The sequence below is a fragment of the Brevundimonas sp. UBA6550 genome (assembly GCF_002434505.1).
Lineage (GTDB): Bacteria > Pseudomonadota > Alphaproteobacteria > Caulobacterales > Caulobacteraceae > Brevundimonas.
This window is the reverse complement of sequence record NZ_DJKE01000001.1, coordinates 118,224-133,925: the sequence shown is the minus strand read 5'-3', so window position 1 is coordinate 133,925 and position 15,702 is coordinate 118,224. Positions and strand designations below refer to the sequence as shown.

The 15,702-nt window shown below is 66.8% G+C and carries 16 protein-coding genes and 1 tRNA gene; 1 reads left to right on the top strand and 16 read right to left on the bottom strand.

The window, feature by feature from the left end; genetic code table 11:
* Positions 1-93: 93 nt before the first annotated feature.
* From B3Z70_RS00585 to msrA, 5 genes are all read right to left on the bottom strand, one after another.
* Positions 94-1,941 carry an acyltransferase family protein gene (locus tag B3Z70_RS00585; RefSeq protein WP_292022474.1) on the bottom strand — a complete coding sequence of 616 codons (1,848 nt, stop codon included), beginning with the start codon at positions 1,939-1,941 and terminating at the stop codon, positions 94-96.
* Between the two features lie 73 nt (positions 1,942-2,014).
* Positions 2,015-2,314 carry a HigA family addiction module antitoxin gene (locus B3Z70_RS00580; protein WP_292022476.1) on the bottom strand — a complete coding sequence of 100 codons (300 nt, stop codon included), beginning with the start codon at positions 2,312-2,314 and terminating at the stop codon, positions 2,015-2,017.
* Complete coding sequence (locus tag B3Z70_RS00575; RefSeq protein WP_292044416.1) at positions 2,314-2,601, bottom strand: type II toxin-antitoxin system RelE/ParE family toxin; 288 nt, start codon at positions 2,599-2,601, stop codon at positions 2,314-2,316. Before B3Z70_RS00575 ends, B3Z70_RS00580 begins: the two co-directional genes overlap by 1 nt.
* 99 nt (positions 2,602-2,700) lie before the next feature.
* Positions 2,701-4,038, bottom strand: coding sequence for a VOC family protein (locus B3Z70_RS00570; RefSeq protein WP_292022479.1), 1,338 nt, complete (start codon positions 4,036-4,038; stop codon positions 2,701-2,703).
* Positions 4,039-4,109: 71 nt separating this feature from the next.
* A complete protein-coding gene (msrA, locus tag B3Z70_RS00565) occupies positions 4,110-4,760 on the bottom strand; it encodes a peptide-methionine (S)-S-oxide reductase MsrA (RefSeq protein WP_292044414.1) in 651 nt (216 codons plus the stop codon).
* A 139-nt stretch (positions 4,761-4,899) separates the two neighbouring features.
* Here msrA and B3Z70_RS00560 point away from each other — a divergent pair.
* A tRNA-Ser gene (locus B3Z70_RS00560) sits at positions 4,900-4,989 on the top strand.
* On the opposite strand, the gene B3Z70_RS00555 is transcribed toward B3Z70_RS00560, so the two are convergent.
* From B3Z70_RS00555 to trbE, 11 genes are all read right to left on the bottom strand, one after another.
* Positions 4,957-6,606, bottom strand: a complete 1,650-nt coding sequence (locus tag B3Z70_RS00555) for a recombinase family protein (protein ID WP_292044413.1) — start codon at positions 6,604-6,606, stop codon at positions 4,957-4,959. The genes B3Z70_RS00560 and B3Z70_RS00555 overlap by 33 nt on opposite strands.
* Complete coding sequence (locus tag B3Z70_RS00550; protein ID WP_127966070.1) at positions 6,603-7,001, bottom strand: helix-turn-helix domain-containing protein; 399 nt, start codon at positions 6,999-7,001, stop codon at positions 6,603-6,605. The genes B3Z70_RS00555 and B3Z70_RS00550 overlap by 4 nt, the downstream gene beginning before the upstream one ends.
* 146 nt (positions 7,002-7,147) lie before the next feature.
* The gene (locus B3Z70_RS00545) at positions 7,148-7,489 is read right to left on the bottom strand and encodes a hypothetical protein (RefSeq protein ID WP_127966069.1); all 342 of its coding nucleotides are present in this window, start codon (positions 7,487-7,489) and stop codon (positions 7,148-7,150) included.
* Between the two features lie 90 nt (positions 7,490-7,579).
* Positions 7,580-7,822, bottom strand: coding sequence for a DUF2274 domain-containing protein (locus tag B3Z70_RS00540; protein WP_127966068.1), 243 nt, complete (start codon positions 7,820-7,822; stop codon positions 7,580-7,582).
* A complete protein-coding gene (locus B3Z70_RS00535) occupies positions 7,819-8,973 on the bottom strand; it encodes a TrbI/VirB10 family protein (RefSeq protein ID WP_284114204.1) in 1,155 nt (384 codons plus the stop codon). The genes B3Z70_RS00540 and B3Z70_RS00535 overlap by 4 nt, the downstream gene beginning before the upstream one ends.
* A 95-nt stretch (positions 8,974-9,068) precedes the next feature.
* Positions 9,069-10,145, bottom strand: a complete 1,077-nt coding sequence (gene trbG / locus B3Z70_RS00530; protein WP_127966066.1) for a P-type conjugative transfer protein TrbG — start codon at positions 10,143-10,145, stop codon at positions 9,069-9,071.
* Entirely contained in the window at positions 10,142-10,825 is a 684-nt protein-coding gene (gene trbF / locus B3Z70_RS00525) for a conjugal transfer protein TrbF (RefSeq protein ID WP_127966065.1), read from the bottom strand. The genes trbG and trbF overlap by 4 nt, the downstream gene beginning before the upstream one ends.
* The gene (trbL, locus tag B3Z70_RS00520) at positions 10,825-12,129 is read right to left on the bottom strand and encodes a P-type conjugative transfer protein TrbL (RefSeq protein ID WP_127966064.1); all 1,305 of its coding nucleotides are present in this window, start codon (positions 12,127-12,129) and stop codon (positions 10,825-10,827) included. Before trbL ends, trbF begins: the two co-directional genes overlap by 1 nt.
* Position 12,130: 1 nt before the next feature.
* A complete protein-coding gene (trbK-alt, locus tag B3Z70_RS00515) occupies positions 12,131-12,469 on the bottom strand; it encodes a putative entry exclusion protein TrbK-alt (protein ID WP_127966063.1) in 339 nt (112 codons plus the stop codon).
* 15 nt (positions 12,470-12,484) lie between these two features.
* The gene (trbJ, locus tag B3Z70_RS00510) at positions 12,485-13,258 is read right to left on the bottom strand and encodes a P-type conjugative transfer protein TrbJ (protein WP_284113692.1); all 774 of its coding nucleotides are present in this window, start codon (positions 13,256-13,258) and stop codon (positions 12,485-12,487) included.
* On the bottom strand, positions 13,255-15,693 hold the full coding sequence (gene trbE, locus B3Z70_RS00505; protein WP_127966061.1) for a conjugal transfer protein TrbE: 2,439 nt from the start codon (positions 15,691-15,693) through the stop codon (positions 13,255-13,257). Before trbE ends, trbJ begins: the two co-directional genes overlap by 4 nt.
* Between the last annotated feature and the right edge of the window lie 9 nt (positions 15,694-15,702).

Genomic DNA, 15,702 nt, shown 5'->3' with positions numbered 1-15,702 from the left:
TGCTGCACTGCAACACGTTCCGCCATACTCGATCACATTCGCGCGATTTTCAATCACGCAATGTTGATTGCAGCGAAATTTTCCGGGGATTTTTCAGATCGGGACGTCTAGCGCGGCGGAAGCCGGGCGCCGGGGCGGCAAGACTGTGGCGTGGTGCAGCAGTTTGCGGTCCAGAACCCAGGCCGCGATCCCGACCCAGCCCACCAGGACGATGGCGTAGAGCCGTTCCCACCAGCCGACATTGGCGTCGTTCACCGTGCCCGGCAGGACCAGATGCTTGGTCAGGACCGTCAGGATCGCCATGACCACGAAGGTCGCGGCCAAAAAGACCTTCAGCCGGGGCATGTCGCGGCGGCGGTGCAGCCCCCACAGCAAAAGCAGCGGCGCCAGTTGGATGCCCAGGGCCAGGTTGATGACCATGTGGCGCGGATCGGGCCAGGGATACAGGGTCGATCCCGCCATGCCCGCCCCCGCCAGGACGAAGACGACCGCGATGACCCAGCCCGCGACGCGCGCGCCGGTCAGGGCGTAGGTCCCAAGGCCGAAGCCGATCCCGGCCAGGCCCGCCATGACCCCGGCGACGAAGACCCCGCCGTTGAAGATGATCGGCGCCCTGGCCGAGGCGCCGCCCAGTTCGCTGAGATACTGGGTGGCGTTGTTGAATCCGGGATAGGCGGCGATGGCGGCGGCGACCACGGTCAGGGCCAGGATCGGCGCGGCGACCCCCACCCCCAGCAGCCGCCGGCGACGGTGATAGGGCTGGGTGGGGCGGATCAGCGCCTTCAGGTCCAGCGGCCAGGGGCGGTCGTCCAGCGGCTTCAGCCCCCACAGCGGGCGGATGGGGGGGATGCGGCGCACGCCCTCATAGACCGCCAGACTGCCCAAGAAGGTCGCGGCGACCAGGAACAGCGCCTCCAGCCCGGCCGGCAGGGCGGCGGGCCGCATGATCCAGACGGCGGCGACCAGGATCGTCTGATGCGCCAGATACAGGGGAAAGGTGGCCTGGGTCAGATAGTTCAGCACCGGCCCGCCGCGCGCCCGCAGATGGCGCGAGCCGAAGCCCAGGATGGCCACGATGGTCGCCCATTGATCCACGCCATACACGAAGGCCCTGGGCGCGCCCCAGAAGGCCCGCGCGCCCGGATGCCAGACCTGGACCATCATGATCGGCAGGGCGACGGCGGCCAGGCCCAGGGCCAGCCAGCGATACCGCTCCATGTCGCGCCACACGCTCTCGCGACCCACGATGCAGAAGCCGAACACGAAGGCCGCCAGCGACAGGGCGTGGTTGTACCAGTCCCAGTGGAGCATGTTGGTGATGCCGAAATGGGGAAACAGAAACAGGCGAATGGCCGACAGATAGAGGATCGGCAGGACCAGCAGCCAAGGCCCCCTCAGAACGCGCTGCAGCGCATCGCCCAGCCGCTCGATCAGGCCCGGCTGACGCCACAGCAGGATCGTCACGATGCTGTAGGCGGCGATATAGACGATGAACCACAGGTGATTGACCGGCACGCCGTCGGCCAGGCCGGCCGGGCTGAACTCGCGCGCCATCCAGGCGACATAGCCGGCGACGCCGCCCGGCCAGCCGCCCTTGTCCATCGCCTCGATCCAGGCCTGGATCGGCACCAGCACGACCGCGCCGAACAGCAGGGGCGGGACCAGCCGCTCGAACCTAGCGCGGGCCACCTGGCGCGGCGTGCGGCGCAGGGTCATGAACCGCAGCGCGGCGCCGGACACCAGAAACAGCAGCGTCAGCCGCCAGGGATTGGTGATCAGGATCGCCTCGCGCATCCACTCGAAGGTGTGGGCGCTGTGCACGTGCCAGTCATAGACGCCGTAAACCAGGCCGACGTGATACAGGATCAGCAGGCCGAAGGCGCCGACCCGGATCCAGTCGAGATCGTAACGGCGCTGGGTCGGGGAAGCGGACGGGTTCACGGCCGCGTCTATGCGACCAGCCGCGCGGTCAGGCAAGACGACGGATGGTCTCGGGGATTGCGGGGCCGATGGATCAGGCGGCGGCCAGGGGCCGGACCCGAATGTCCTGTTCGTGGGCGCGGGCCCTGGACAGGTCATGGCGGGCCTGCATCCGCATGAGGGTGTCGGCGCTGACGCCGAACAGTTTTTCGAACCGGATCGCCATTTCGGCGGACACGCCCGACCGACCGTTCAGCAGGCTGCTGGCGGCCTGGCGGGTCACGCCCAGCGCCTCCGCCAGGGCGGTGACGCTGAGGGCCCTGGGGGCCACGACTTCGTCGCGCAGCCAGGGGCCGGGATGAACGGCGAAGGTGTGATGAAGGCGCATGGCCATCAGTGATAATCCTCCAAATCCATATCCTCGATCTCGAGGTCTGGCGTGACGCGGAAAGTCAGTCGCCAGTTGCGCGTCAAGACCAGCGACCAGACGCCGGCGCGGTCGCATGTCAGGCGATGCGCGCCGAAGTTCGGCGGAAGCAGCAACTCGTCCTCCGTCGCGATAGCGTCGATATAGGCCAGGATATTGATCAGCCGACCGACAAGCGCGGCGGGCAGGCCCTTTGACCGTCCTGTCTCCGCGAACTGGCGCAACGCCTTGTGCCGAATGCTGGCGACTTCCACCCGATTACTTTCACACTTCATATGACGTGCGTCAAGTGACGGTTTACGGTGGCGCGGTTTGTTCGCCGCCTTTCTGCGATGCTATCCGAACTGCCGCGGTCAGGCCGCTGTCGACAGTCCCAGCGCCTTCAGCGTGGCCGCGATGGAGGCGTCCTGTTCGGCGCGGTACAGGGCCATCTCGTCCTGGACCGGGCGGCCCAGGGCGGTTTCGAAGTCGGCGCGGGCGGGATCGACGGCGTAGGCGGTCTGGCGGGCCTCGGCGCCCAGGTTGGACTGGAAGATGCCGGCCGCGCTGACGGGCAGGAAGTCCTCGTAGGTGATGGGTTCGGCGACGACGAAGCCCGCGGCGATCAGGGCCTCCAGGTCGGCGGTCTCGGCGCGCGTCGCCAGCCCCTGGGGCGTCGCGCGATAGCGGAACCAGGCCAGGTCGCCGCGACGCAGGGCGTCCCAGTCGTCGGGCAGGGCGGAGAAGTCCCTGGACGCCAGGGCGGCGTCGTACAGGGCGCGGCCGGCCGGGGTCAGGGCGCAGCCGCGCTGCTCGATCTCGCCGAAGCGGGCGGTGTGGGTTCCGGCGACCATTTCTACAGAGTCTGGGCCGTCCGCGCCGGGGAAGGCGATGGCTTCCTCCAGCGCCTTGAAACTGGTCTGGCGCAACAGGATGGGACAGGCGCGGGCGGGCGGTCCCTCGATGGTCTCCTTGGGGCTTATGCCGCGTTCGGGCATGGCCGTCTGGGCCGCGTCGATGTCCAGGGTGCGCGGGGTCAGATGGTTGATGTGCGGCCCCTTGAAGCTGACCACGTCGGCGATCAGCCGGTGGGCGGCGACCAGGCGGGCGTAGGTCTCGGCGCTGACGGTCGCCTCGGCGTGCCAGCGGAAGGTTTCCAGCAGTTCGGCGACGAAACGGTCGGCCTGATCCGCGTCCAGCCCGCCTTCGCGTTCGGCCGTCTCGATCAGTTCGCGCGCGCCGGGGGTGAAGATGTCGCGGCGGGCCAGGGTCTGGGCCGCCTCGGCCCGCAGGGCTTCGTCCTCGATCAACTCCAGCCGCAGCAGGGAGCAGAAGACCCGGAACGGATTGCGCGCCAGGGCCGCCGGATCGACGGGGCGGAAGGCGGTGGAATGAACCGGCACCCCCGCCGGGGCCAGGTTGTAATAGCTGACCGGCGCCATCCCCATGACGGCGAAGGCGCGGGCGATGGTGGCCAGTTCGGCCGCCGTGCCGACGCGGATGGCGCCGTGCCGCTCCTCAGACAACCGCGCCAGTTCGCCCGACGCCGCCAGCCGGTCGGCGGCGTCCGCATCCGCCTTCAGCGCCCGGGCGTTGATGTCCGCCACCAGGGTCAGCAGGTCGCCGTATTGGGGCACTTCGGCCCGGTACAGGGCGGACAGGGCGGCCGAGAACCGGCTGCGGATGTCGTCGGGATGGACGAAGGCGGACATGAGCGCTCCTGCTTTTTCGTCGCTCTTAAGCCGGTCGGCCGCCGGGCGAAACCCGGCGGCCGTCGCAGGCGTCAGGCGTCCACGCCCACGCCGATGGGGCAGACCACGCCCGTCCCGCCGATGCCGCAGTATCCGGCTGGGTTCTTGGCCAGATAGCCCTGGTGATAACCCTCGGCGTAGAAATAGTCGCCAGCCGGTTCGATCTCGGTGGTGATGGCGGCGCGCCCCGCCTTGGTCAGGGCCGCCTGATAGGCGTCGCGCGACGCCTCGGCTTCGACCTGCTGCTCGGCGTTCAGCGTATAGATGGCCGAGCGATAGGTGGTGCCCACGTCATTGCCCTGGCGCATCCCTTGCGTCGGGTCGTGGTTCTCCCAGAAGGTCTTCAGCAGTTCGGCGTAGGAGATGACGGCCGGATCGAACACCACCTTGACCACCTCGGTATGGCCCGTGCGGCCCGTGCAGGTCTCCTCATAGGTCGGGTTCGGCGTGATCCCCCCGGAATAGCCGGCCGACGTCACCCACACGCCCGGCAGCCGCCAGAAGATGCGCTCCACGCCCCAGAAACAGCCCATGCCGAAGATGGCGGTCTGGAAACCCTCGGGATAGGGCCCCTTCAGCGGATGGCCGCTGATATAATGGTTCAGGTCGGTGGCCAGGGGCTCGGCGCGGCCGGGCAGGGCGGTCTCGGGCGTGGGCAGTTCGGCGCTTTTCTTGAACAGCATGGGCGGGTCCCTCATCGGAAAATGGCGTTGATCCCCATATGGGGATGCGAGAGGCGCTTGCCGAGGGGGCGATGGTGTTCTATCAGGCCCGCCTCCCGCCGGATCGACCTCCGGCGGCGCGCACGAGCGGGCGTGAAACGGACAGGTGGCGGAGTGGTCGATCGCGCACGCTTGGAAAGCGTGTGTAGGTGAAAGCCTACCGAGGGTTCGAATCCCTCTCTGTCCGCCACTTCAGTCCCAAGCTGGGCACGCCGATTCCCGCCGATTTCCCTCCGGAAACGGCCGCAAGCGTGCGGAGTAGCTCTCCTTTCGATCCCATGATGCGAACTTCGGTCTTTGCGACCTCGACGCGCTGGGCGAAGGCGCGCAAGTGATCCCGCCGATAACCGCCCCCGTCGAGGCGGAGGCGCTGGCGCGCCACGTCGGCAAACCGGCGCACGGTAGCCGGCGTGACCGCCTGATTGCCGGAGCTTTCAAGCGTGGCTTGCGCCCGCTCGGCATCCACCTGCGCCTGGTCGCGAAGCGCCTTCAACCCGGCGATGCGGTCTTTCAACGCCGGATCGGAGATATCGGCGACGCCTGATTCGATCGCGTCATAGAGGCGCTTGAGGCGAAGGTCGGTCTCGGCCGCCCGGCGGTTCAACTCGCCGATATGCTCCTGCCGACGTTCGGCCCGCTCGTGCCGGCGGTCGAGGACGGACGACAGCACCTCCTCCAGCCGATCGGGTTGGAGCAGCCGATCCTCGATATGGCCGGCGACGATGGTGTCGAGCTTTTCCATCGGGATCGAACGGCCCGAGCATCCGGTCTCGCCCTGCCGCGCCTTGATCGAGCAGGTGTAATAGCGGTAGCGCCCGCCCTTGCCGGTGCGGATCGTCATGGCCCCGCCGCACTTGGCGCAGAAGCAGATGCCGGTGAGCAGGGTCGGCCCGCTGACCACGCGCGGCGGCGTGACCTTGGGATTGCGGGCTTTCAGATGCGTCTGAACGGCGTCGAAAGTCTCAAGGTCGATCAGCGGCGGCACAGGAACCGTGACGATCTCGCTGATCGGTTTCAGTTCCTTGGTCTTGGAGCGCTTGTTGAACTCGTGCTCGCCGATATAGGTGCGCCGCGTCAGGATGCGGTGAAGCTGGCCGATGCCCCAGCGCCCGCCGTCGCGGGTGAAGATGCGGCGCGCGTTCAGATGGGACACGATCGCCTTGACGCCCATCGGGCCGGAGGTGCCGTTCCCTTCCAGCGCCAGCCGGTAGATCAGCCGCACGGTGTCGGCGTGCAGCGGATCGATCTCCAGCTTCTTCTTGGTCTTGGCCCCACGCTGTTCGGCCGCGACGATGCGGTAGCCGATCGGCGGCAGCGCGCCGTTCCAGAAGCCCTGCCGGGCGTTCTCCTTCAAGGCGCGCATGACGTGCTTGCCGTTCTCCTTGGACTGATACTCGTCGAACAGCGCCATGATCTGGCGCATCATGACGTGCATTGGATCATCGCCCATCTCCTGGGTGATGGAGATCAGCTTGACGCCGTTCTTGGCCAGCTTGCGGACGTAGAACTCCAGCTCGAAATGATCGCGGAAGAAGCGGCTGAACGAGTGGACGACGACGATGTCGAAGGGCGCGGGCTTGGACGTGCCCGCCTCGATCATGCGCTGGAACTCGGGACGGCGATCGTTGGTGGCCGACGCGCCGGGTTCAACAAAGGTATCGATAAGTTGGTAGCCACGCGAAACGCAGTAGGCTTCGCCCTGGCGCTTCTGGTCGGGGATCGAGACGTCATGCTCGGCCTGCCGGGTCGTCGAGACGCGGAGATAGAGGGCGGCGCGCGTGGCAATGCTGGGTGTTTCAGCGTTCATGATGGGTCTCCCTCTGCCGTGATGGTCCGCTTCCGCGATTGTCTCAGCGGCAGGTCCAGGACGACGCGATCGTGGACGAGCTTCGGCGCGAGCTTTCGGCCGCTGCGCTCCATGCGGATCAGGCCGTAGCCGGTCATCGTCTTCAGGGTGCGTGAGAGGTTGGATTTGGCCCGATCGGTTAGCACCGCCAGTTCGTCGAGCGAGCCCGGGGCCTGCTCTGCGATAATGCGCAACATCTCGCGATTGGGCGCGGAAAGAATGCGGGCGAAAGATTCGGTCGAGGCGAACCAGATCTTGGGGTCGGCCTCGCGCGGCCTCTCCTCTCCGCGCGCGATCCGCTGCGAGCGGGCCTTCATTTCGTCGGGATCGGCGATGCCAACCTTCAGCGTCGTCATGGCGTTTTGCCTCCGTCCTGGCATTCGCCGGGCCGGGCAAAAGCATCGGGCGGCGGATCGACTAATCACCGCTTATAGTTATCATCACAACGCAACTAAATCAAACGGATCATGTTCGTATGAGTTTCACCGAAACCGATCACGGCTCAGCGGGACGGCCCGAACAATTCGTCGAAGATGTCGCCGAACCATGCCTCGAACAAGTCGATCTCGGCCTCCGTCACTGGAACGCGCTCCGGCCAGTCGTCGGTCACGGTCCAGGATTCGACATCGTGCTTGGGCGGGCGGCCGATGGGTGGGGCTGGCGTCCCGATCTCGTCCGGCGGGATATAGTCGTAGAGGTCGTCGGGCAGAGCGCCGGACACGACACGGAGCCGGCGTCGCGGGCGATCAGTGCTGCGCCGGGACATGGGAACCGCATTCTGTGAAATGACCAACCGTAAAGACGCTCGATCCTTCGCCACGACGCCGCGCAATTCTTCCAGCATCAACGGATCGCGCGGACTGTGAAGACGGCGTGATCCGAAACCATGATCGTGTTTGGCTATCGGTCCGGCGAAGAACGGCGAGCGTCGGAATCATGATTGCCCGCCTGCGGCCGACGGCGTGGTCCGCCTCGCCTTCGCAAATGCCCGATCAGTCGCGATGAACCGCTCCAGCATCGGCACGATCAGGCGGACGGGATCGGTCGGCGGATGGCCGTTCTCGCGGCCGAGCACGTGGGCATAGGCGGTTAGATCCCGATGCAGGTCAGCGGGTAGTTCCACCGTCACCTTCACCGGCTTGGTCTCAGTGATCGGGCCGAGCTTCAGCTTCGTCATGGCGTGGCTCCATAGGGTTCGAGCACAAGATCGCGTGTGACGATGACGCGGACGGGGAAACCCGGCCGGATGGTCAGTGTCGGGGCGATGTTGAGTTGGCGCTGGACGATCTGCCGGCCGGTCTGACCGATGCTGTCGGATGCGCCGTCGCGGATGGCGCTGAGGAGATCGCTCTCGTCACCGGACGATCCCGTGTTGGCGCCGATGCTGAGCAATGTCGAAAGCGCCGCCGCCTTGAACAGTTCGCCCCAATGATAATCGACGCCATCCTCCAGCCCGGCATAACCTTCGGCGTCCGCACCCGGCTGGCGTTCCAGCACGATCGAGCGGCCGTCGGGCATGATGAGGCGGTTCCAGGCCAGCAGGACGCGGCGCTGACCGAAGCCGACGCCATTGTCATACTGGCCGAGCAACCGCGTGCCCTGTGGCACCAGCAGGATGCGGCCCGTGGGGCTGTCATAGACGTTCTCCGTGACCTGGGCGGTGATCTGGCCCGGCAGATCGGAACGGATGCCGGTGATGAGCGCGGCCGGAATGACCGCGCCGGCTTGAAGGATGTTCGGCGACGCCGGCGCGGCAACGCGATCCGGCGCAACGGTGCGCCGATCGGCCCCCTGGTCGAGAAAGGCTGTTTGCCGGTCCTGAGCTGTGGGCGTCGTCGGCTGCGGCGCGAGACCTAGGCTGGTCAGGTCCGGCATGGGCGCTGTGGCATTGGGGGTCGTGGTGGCTGGCTGTCCGGTATTCCGCGTCTCCGTCGATGCAAAGAGCCGCCCGGTCCGCGCCGCTTCGATCTCCTGTAACCTGCGTTGTTCCTCGGCGCTGAGGCCCGGCGGTGTCGCGGCTGGTGTGCCGATACCCGGCCCGGGCACGGGCTGGCCACGGTTCTGCGCATCGAGGATCGGCCGACCGAGATCGCCGGGCAAAGCCGGGCCGAGGACAGGACCGGTATAGTCCTTGGGCAGGCCGGCGAGACCATCGGCGGTCGCGCGATTCTCGGTCGAATGGAGTTCGGTGTTTCCGCCGCCGCCATCGCGGGTCTGGAGCGCATAGATCAACGCGCCGCCAATACTGAGGCTGCTGACCAGACCGAGACCGGCCAGAACCTTCCGCGACAACCGGGTGACGCGCGGCGGTTCGGCGCGCAGCCGCATCGGTACGACGGGTTCGCCGGTCAGCGGGCGGGCATCGTCGTCAGACGGCTCCGGCGTCGGTTCTGGCTTCGCGCTCTTATCGGGATCGATCTCGCTCACGATGCCGGCCTCCCGTCAGTGCGGGTGATGCGGACGCGGCGCTGGGTATCGCCCGTGCCGAAGCGCAGTTCGGCGGCAGCGAACAGCCGATCGACGATCATATGACGGCCGCGCACCCGGTAGTTCACCAGCTCGGAGGTGTTGCCTTCGGGGCCGACGACGAACAGCGGCGGCATCTCGCCCTGCGCGATGCCACGCGGGAATTCGATGAAGACCTGGCGGCCGTCGTCGAAGGCGCGAAGCGGCCTCCACGGGGCGCGGTCGCCCTCGATCGCATAGCGGAAGTTGACGTTGGCGAGATCGACGCCGCTGGCGATGGGCTGCGCGGCCTCGGCCTGGCTGTTCTGACGACGTAGGACGATGAGCTGATCCTGCGGATATTGCCAGGATACCGACGCCATATAGGTCCGTTCGGTCGAGCGTAGCTCCATGTGATAGGTGCGCATATTGGTGTTGATGATGAGGTTGGTCATCAGCTCGGTGCGCGTCGGCTTGACCAGGATATGCACCTGTTGAGTCGCCCCCGAACCGCTGAGCGTGTCGCCGATGATCCAGCGCACGGTGTCGCCGGCAGCGACGGGACCGGAGCCGACGAGGGTTTCGCCGGGCTGGAGCGCGATGTCGGTGATCTGCCCGACGGCGGTATAGACCTGATAGAGCGCCCCGCCGGTGTAGGGATAGACCTGCATGGCGTTGATGAAGCCGTCGCGGACAGGCTGAATGCGGGCGGCGGCGTTCGCCTGATTGACGCGGGCGGCCGGATCGGTCGGCTCGGGCGCACGGCGGGATTGCTCCACCGGCTTCATCTGGCCGGGCAACGGCAACGGACGCGGCAGTTCGACGACAGTGACGGGCGCTGGCGCATCGACCGTCCGCACGGCGGGTGCGGCATCGTCATAGGCGATCTCGGGCGGCTTCTGCGTCGTGGCGCAGCCGGCCAGCGCCGTTGCTGAGAGCAGCAAAACCGCAAGTCCGACTTTACGGAAACCCGCCTTTCCAACTCTCCGTGCAGGCGTAATGGTGTGAACAGGGTTCGCCGGATGTCCGGCGGTCAGTTGAGACGGCCGGATCATTGTCCGAGCTCCTTCGACCAGTTGATGGCATTAACGTAGATTCCGAGCGGATTGGCCCGGAGCTTTTCGGCGTCACGCGGAGGCGCGACGGTAATGGTGAGGATGGCGGTCCAGCGCTCGGTGGAAGCGAGGCTCCCGTCCTGATAGCGGCGCTCCACCCAGGCGACGCGAAAGCTGTCGGGTGAGGCTCGGATCACGGACGACACCTCGACAGAGATCTGCTGCTTGCCGACCTTGGTGAAAGGGTCGTTGACGCGGGCATAGTCGTTCAGCGCCATCGCCCCGCGATCCGTCGTGAACTCGTAGGCGCGGAGCCAGTTCTGCCGCACGATGATCGCATCGGCCGCGATAGAGCGGACCTGCTCGATGAAGCGGGCCAGATGCCAGGCGATCTGCGGATCGGTCGGGCGATAGTCGGCGATGGCGGGTGCGATGGCCTGGGCCTGGCCGAGCTTATCGACCTGCACCACCCACGGCACGATCGAGCCGTTGGCGGATTGCCAGACCAGCGCGCCGGACAGCCCGGCCGATAGGATCAGCGAGCCGAACGCCATCAGCCGCCAGTTCCTGGCCTGGACGCGGGCCGAGCCGATGCGGTCGTCCCAGACCTGGGCGGCGCGTTGGTATGGCGTCTCGGGTTGCGGCGTCTTGCCGTAATGGGTTGAGGGTCGTTTGAACATCAGCGGTCGCTTTCGCAGAGGTTGACGGAAGAGCCGCCGCCATGGCTGTCGCCGGATTTGACGGCATGGGCGGCGGCCTGAATGCCGTGGGAGGCTTGCTGGCCGCGCTTCATGCGCTTGGCCCAGGCAGGCGGGCCGTTGCTGGCGGCGGACGACGAAGAGTCAGACGTGGCATCAGCAGCCTCGTTCGACGCGGCTCCGCCAGCGACGGTCCGTTCGCCGGTCTGGAAGCTGTCCTTCATGGAGGCGGCGGCGCGCTTGAACGGGCTGGCGATGGCAGACCCGGCCTGGGACGCGCCGGTACTGGCGACCCCCGATGCGCCTCCGGCCCGATAGGCGGCGGTCGCACCGCCCGCCAGGGTCGCACCGCCGCGGGCGGCAGCGGCGGCCCCTCCGGCGAGAGCTGCACCGCCGGATGCGACGGCACCGATGGCCGCACCTCCGGCGGCCACCATGCCACCCGCCGCGAGACCGGTGCCGATTGCTGCGCCCGCGCCGAGCTGCGGTCCGCCGGAGACGAGACCGTTGGCGATGCCGGGACCGAAGATGCCGAGGCCCAGCAGCGACAGCGCGGCGAGCACGATCGCCATCGCGTCGTCGATCGTCGGCGCGGTCCCGCCGAACCCGGCAGTGAACTGGCTGAACAGCGTCGAGCCGATGCCGATGATGACGGCGAGTACCAGCACCTTGATGCCGCTGGAAATGACGTTGCCCAGCACCCGTTCGGCCATGAAGGCGGACTTGCCGAACAGGCCGAACGGAATGAGCACGAACCCGGCGAGCGTCGTCAGCTTGAACTCGATCAGGGTGACGAAGAGCTGGATGGCGAGGATGAAGAAGGCGAGCAGCACCAGCGCCCAGGCGAACAGCAGGCAGGCGATCTGGATAAAATTCTCGAAGAAGGAAATCCAGCCCATCAGGCCGGAGATCGATTCGAGCAGCGGTCGCCCCGCGTCGAGACCGACCTGCGCCACCTTGCCAGGGCGCAGGAGATCGGCGGTCGTGAACCCCGTGCCCGATGCCTTCAGGCCGAGGCCGGCAAAGCTCTCGAAGACGATGCGCGCGAGGTTGTTCCAGTTGCCGATGATGTAGGCGAACACCCCAACGAACAGCGTCTTCTTAATGAGGCGGCCGATGATGTCGTCCTCGCCACCCATCGACCAGAACAGCGCGGCCAGCGTCACGTCGATGACGATCAGCGTGGTTGCGATGAAGGCGACCTCGCCCGACAGCAAGCCGAAGCCACTGTCGATGTAGCGGGTGAAGACGGCCAGGAACTGGTCGATGACGCCGGTGCCGCCCATATTATCGTTCCTCGGTCGTGCTCGGCTCGGCCGGCGCGGTCTGCTTGGTCGCGGGATCGTCGTTCGACGGTACGGAGGGGCGTTGCCTATCGAGACCAAGGAAGCGGTCGCGGCTTTCGGCCCAGACACGAAGGCATTCCGCGTCGCGCGTACCTGCCTCGCCGAGACGTTGGCATCGGCGCTGCCCCTCGCGCAGCGGGTCTGGCGCGGCCGGCGCGATCACGGCCGCCGTCGGATCTGCCGACGTCTCTTCCTCGCGGGTCATCTCGATCGCGGTCGCGGTGATGGCGACGCCCGCGAACACGGCGGCTGCGATGCGGGCGAGCGTCTTGCCTTCCATGGCGCGTCTCCCCGCTCAGTTGTTGCCGTTATTGAACATCTGCGCGCTGCCGGGCTGGTAGCCGGTGCCCGGCGTCAGGAAGCGGCGGCGCTGCTCGCGGCCCTGTTCGGCCGCTGCCGCGCGCTCGGCCTCGGTCAGCGCTTGCGCGCGGCCGTTGGCGGCGACTACGGCGGTGAGATCGGCGAGCTGCTGGGCCTGGAGCGCGAGAAGCTGGTTGCCCGCCTGCGTTGCCTGAAGCGCGCCGGTCGCGGATTGGCTCGATCCGACCAGCGCAGACATCTGCGACCGGTTGGTCTCGATATTGCCGACGACGCCGGCCTGCACCTTCATCGCGTCCTGCAAACCGCCGACGGTGTTCTGCCAACGCGAGCGGGCGTCGGAGACAAGCTGGCTGTCGGAGGCCGATAGCGAGACGTTGCCGTATTTTTGGCTGAACATCCGGTCGATCTGCTGGACGTCATAGGCGACGTTCTGCGCCTGTTGCAGAAGCTGCTGGGTGCGCTGGACCGACTGCTGAAGCTGTTGCAGCGATGAATATGGCAGGCTGGTAAGGTTACGAGCCTGATTAATGAGCGACTGGGCCTCGTTCTGAAGCGAGGTGATCTGGTTGTTGATCTGCTGGAGCGAGCGTGCGGCCGACAGGACGTTTTCCACGTAATTGCGCGGGTCGAACACGATCCCGCCGAACTGCGCTTGGGCGGGCGTCGTCACGAGGATCGGCGACAGCGCGATGGGTGCGGCCAGCAAGACAGCGGCGAAGCGGCGGCCAAGGGAACGACGAGTGGTCATGATGGGATCTCCAGGTTGGTAAGGTCGGGGATAAGGTCGGCCGCCCAGGCGAGACCGCGATGGCGCAGCCAGTCGGTGAGGAAGCCGTCGCGGCCATGATCGGCGACGATGCGGGCGATCTCGGTCTGGTCGGTCTTCGACGAGACGGCGCAGAGCGCCAGCGCCACATCGGACAGACCCAACTCGAACAGCCGGTTGCCCCGCCGCGACTGGCAGTAATAATCGCGCTTCGGTGTCGCCCGTGCGAGGATCTCGATTTGGCGGTCGTTGAGGCCGAAGCGGCGATAGATGGCCGTGATCTGCGGCTCGATCGCCCGTTCGTTGGGGAGCAGAAGCCGGGTCTGGCAGCTTTCGATGATGGCGGGCGCGATGGCGCTGCCGTCGATGTCAGACAGCGACTGCGTGGCGAAGATGACGCTGGCGTTCTTTTTGCGCAGCGTCTTCAGCCATTCGCGGAGCTGGCCGGCGAACCCTTCGTCGTCCAGCGCCAGCCACCCTTCGTCGATGATGATGAGCGTTGGCGAACCGTCGAGCCGGTCGCCGATGCGGTGAAACAGATAGGCCAGCACGGCGGGCGCTGCCTCTGTGCCGATCAACCCCTCGGTCTCGAAGGCCTGGACCGTGGCGGAGCCGAGGTGCTCGGCCTCGGCGTCGAGCAGCCGGCCATGGGCGCCGCCGACACAATAAGGCCGGAGCGCCTGTTTCAGGTCATTGGACTGAAGCAGGACCGCAAGGCCGGTGATCGTGCGCTCGCCGACGGGCGCGCTGGCGAGCGAGGTCAGCGCGGTCCAGATGTATTCTTTCACCTCCGGGGTGATGGCGACGCCTTCGCGGGTCAGGATCGCCACGATCCAGTCGGCCGCCCAGGCGCGCTCCGGCACGTCATGGATGCGGGCCAGCGGTTGGAGCGACACGCTCTCGTCGCTGCCGTCGCTCAAGCCACCGCCGAGATCGTGCCAGTCGCCGTCCATCGCCAGCGCGGCGGCGCGAATACTGCCACCAAAGTCGAAGGCGAAGACTTGCGCTTGCGGGTAGCGCCGAAACTGAAGCGCCATGAGCGCCAGCAGCACGGACTTGCCGGCACCAGTCGGCCCGACGACGAGGGTATGGCCGACATCGCCGACGTGAAGGGATAACCGGAACGGGGTCGAGCCTTCGGTCTTACCGAAGAGCAGTGGGGGCGCTGCAAAATGCTCGTCCCGTTCCGGACCCGCCCATACCGCCGAAAGCGGAATCATGTGGGCGAGGTTCAAAGTCGAAATCGGCGGCTGTCGGACATTGGCATAGACATGGCCCGGCAAGCTGCCGAGCCAGGCGTCCGCCGCATTAATCGTCTCGGCCATCGCCGTGAAATCGCGGCCCTGGACGATTTTTTCCGTCAGCCGAAGCTTCTCGTCGGCAATACGCGGATCGTCGTCCCAAACCGTGATCGTCGCGGTGACATAGGCGAGACCGGCATAGTCCGCGCCCAGCTCCTGCAACGCCAGATCGGCGTCGGCCGCCTTGTTGGCGGCGTCCGTGTCCACGAGGGCCGAGGCCTCGTTGGTCATCACCTCTTTCAGGATCGCGGCGATCGACTTGCGCTTGGCGAACCATTGCCGCCGGATCTTGGTCAGCAGCTTCGTCGCATCGGTCTTGTCGAGCAGGATCGCGCGGGTGGACCAGCGATAGGGAAAGGCGAGCCGGTTCAACTCGTCGAGCAGGCCGGGCGTGGTCGCGGTCGGAAAGCCGACGATGGTCAGGACGCGCAGATGCGACGATCCCAATCGTGGCTCGAGACCGCCGATCAGCGGCTGGTCGGCGACGAGCGCATCGAGATACATCGGCGTCTCGGGCACACGGACGCGATGACGCTGCGTCGAAACGCAGGAATGCAAATAGGTCAGCGTCTCCGCGTCATCGAGCCAGACGCATTCCGGCATGAAGCCTTCGACCAGTTGCAGCACGCGATCGGTGCGATCGACGAAGCCCGCGAGCATCTCGCGCCCATCGACGCCGGAGCGCTCGCGACCCTCGTACAGCCAGGTCTCGGCGCGTGCCGCGTCCTCGGCCGGCGGCAGGTAGGTGAAGGTCAGGAAATAGCTGGATTCGTAATGCGAACCCGCTTCCTTGAAGTCCGCCTTGCGCTCGGCATCGACCAGCGCGGAGGCGGCATCGGGAAAGCGGCTGACGGCATAGGACGCCGCCTCATGGCGCTGCGCCTCGACGAAGATCGCCCATCCCGATCCGAGGCGGCGGAAGGCGTTGTTCAATCGCCCGGCGACGGCGACCAGCTCGGCGGGCACGGCCGAGTCCAGATCAGGGCCGCGAAACCGCGCCGTTCGCTGGAAACTGCCGTCCTTGTTGAGGACGACGCCTTCACCCACGAGCGCGACCCAGGGCAGGAAGTCGGCGAGGCGGGTGGCGGTGCGGCGATATTCGGTGAGGTTCATCATGGGATCGGC